The following is a 1,698-nucleotide window of genomic DNA, read 5'->3' on the forward strand; positions in this document are numbered from 1 at the left end:
GTGCCGGAGCGGCGCGGCATGGCCTCGTCGTTCCAGGCCTGCATCGGCAGCCTGGCCAACGGGCTGGTGGCCGGCGTGATCGCGCCGCTGGTGATGCATTCCACGCTCTGGCTCGCGATCGCGTCGCTGCTGATGATGAGCATCGGCGTCTTCGCCTGGATCTGGGTCAAGCCGCGGGTGGTCATCAAGCTCAAGCCGGCCGCCTGACGGTCGATATCGCGAGAGGCGCCCCGAGTTCCGGGGGCATGCCGGGAGCGTTTCCATCATGTCCACCATCCTGTCCGTCCGCGTCGCTGCGGCCTTGCTCGGCCTGAGCCTGGCCGCCGTGGCGGCGCAGGCCTCCGACGTCCATGCGCCGGACCCGCGCAACTCGCCGGTCAAGCCGATGAAGAATGCCGACTCCGACAAGCCGGCTGCCGCCAAGGCGGCCAAGGCACGCGGCTTCGAAGACCCGATGGACCGCCTGCGCCAGCGCCTGGCCGAGAAGCTCGGTGCGCAGCCGGCCGAGGCCAACCCCGATGTCGTGCGCGTGGCCAACCGGCCGGGTGCGGCGTCGACCACGCCGGCGCGATCGGCGGTGCCGACCTCCGGTGGTGGCGGCAGCGCGGCTGCGCTGGAGGCCACGCAGGGGCCGGCCGAACCGCGTGCGATCGCCGCAGGGCGCCCGTCGCGCTCGGTCGTCGCCGCGCACGGTGCGTCGCCGCACTGGGATTACAGCGGCGAGGGCGCGCCGGAGAACTGGAGCAAGCTGAAGCCCGAGTTCAGCGCCTGCTCGAGCGGCAAGCGCCAGAGCCCGATCGACATCCGCGACGGCATCTCGGTGCAGCTCGATCCGGTGCAGTTCGACTACAAGCCCAGCGGCTTCAAGGTGCTGGACAACGGCCACACGGTGCAGGTCAACGTGGCGCCCGGCAACTCGATCGAGGTGATGGGCCGGCGCTTCGAGCTCGTGCAGTTCCACTTCCACCGCCCGTCGGAGGAGCGCATCAACGGCCGGCAGTTCGACATGGTCGCGCACCTGGTGCACAAGGATCTCGAAGGCAAGCTCGCGGTGGTGGCGGTGCTGCTGGACCGCGGCAGCGTGCAGCCGATCGTGCAGACGGTGTGGAACAACCTGCCGCTGGAGAAGGGCGACGAGGTCGCCGCCCGCGCGACGCTCGACCTGAACGCGCTGCTGCCGTCCGAGCGCGGCTATTACACCTATATGGGTTCGCTGACGACCCCGCCGTGCAGCGAAGGCGTGCTGTGGATGGTGATGAAGCAGCCGGTGGGGGTCTCGTCGGAGCAGATCGGGATCTTCTCGCGGCTGTACCCGATGAACGCGCGGCCGATCCAGTCGGCGAGCGGGCGCTTGATCAAAGGTTCCAACTGATCGGCAGGGACATGCGTGCCATTGTCTGTGGGAGATCAGGGGATAGGGTCTCGCCCCAGACTCTGGCCTCCGGTAAGTGCATGACGCTCCTGCTCCACCCTGCAATGCCCTACGCCATCGAACTCAAGGCCCTGGTTCCCAGCCAGTTGGCCAAGGCCGAGCGAGAGAATCGTCCGGTTGCTGTGGCGGTCAGGGTGCTGGGGCAGATTCGCATCTTTGGGGATCGCCTGTTTGATCGCCTGCAGGTTCTGCGTGCAGGGCTGCTCGACTTGCAAACGATGGTGCGTCAAGGCCACTGTGCCTTGACGCTGGACGCAGTGAAGGTG

Annotated in this window: 2 protein-coding genes and 1 pseudogene; all 3 read left to right on the top strand. The window is 68.2% G+C overall.

All coding sequences use genetic code 11. The features are described from left to right. A pseudogene (locus AC1D01_RS33525) lies at nt 1-207 on the top strand (hypothetical protein); the annotation flags it as partial. A 58-nt stretch (nt 208-265) separates the two neighbouring features. After that, complete coding sequence (locus AC1D01_RS33530) at nt 266-1,372, top strand: carbonic anhydrase (RefSeq protein ID WP_477873789.1); 1,107 nt, start codon at nt 266-268, stop codon at nt 1,370-1,372. Between the two features lie 104 nt (nt 1,373-1,476). Then, the coding region (locus AC1D01_RS33535) for a hypothetical protein (protein WP_477873790.1) at nt 1,477-1,698 on the top strand (222 nt) is incomplete at its 3' end.

The sequence above is a fragment of the Rhizobacter sp. P3_B12 genome, from assembly GCF_056402895.1.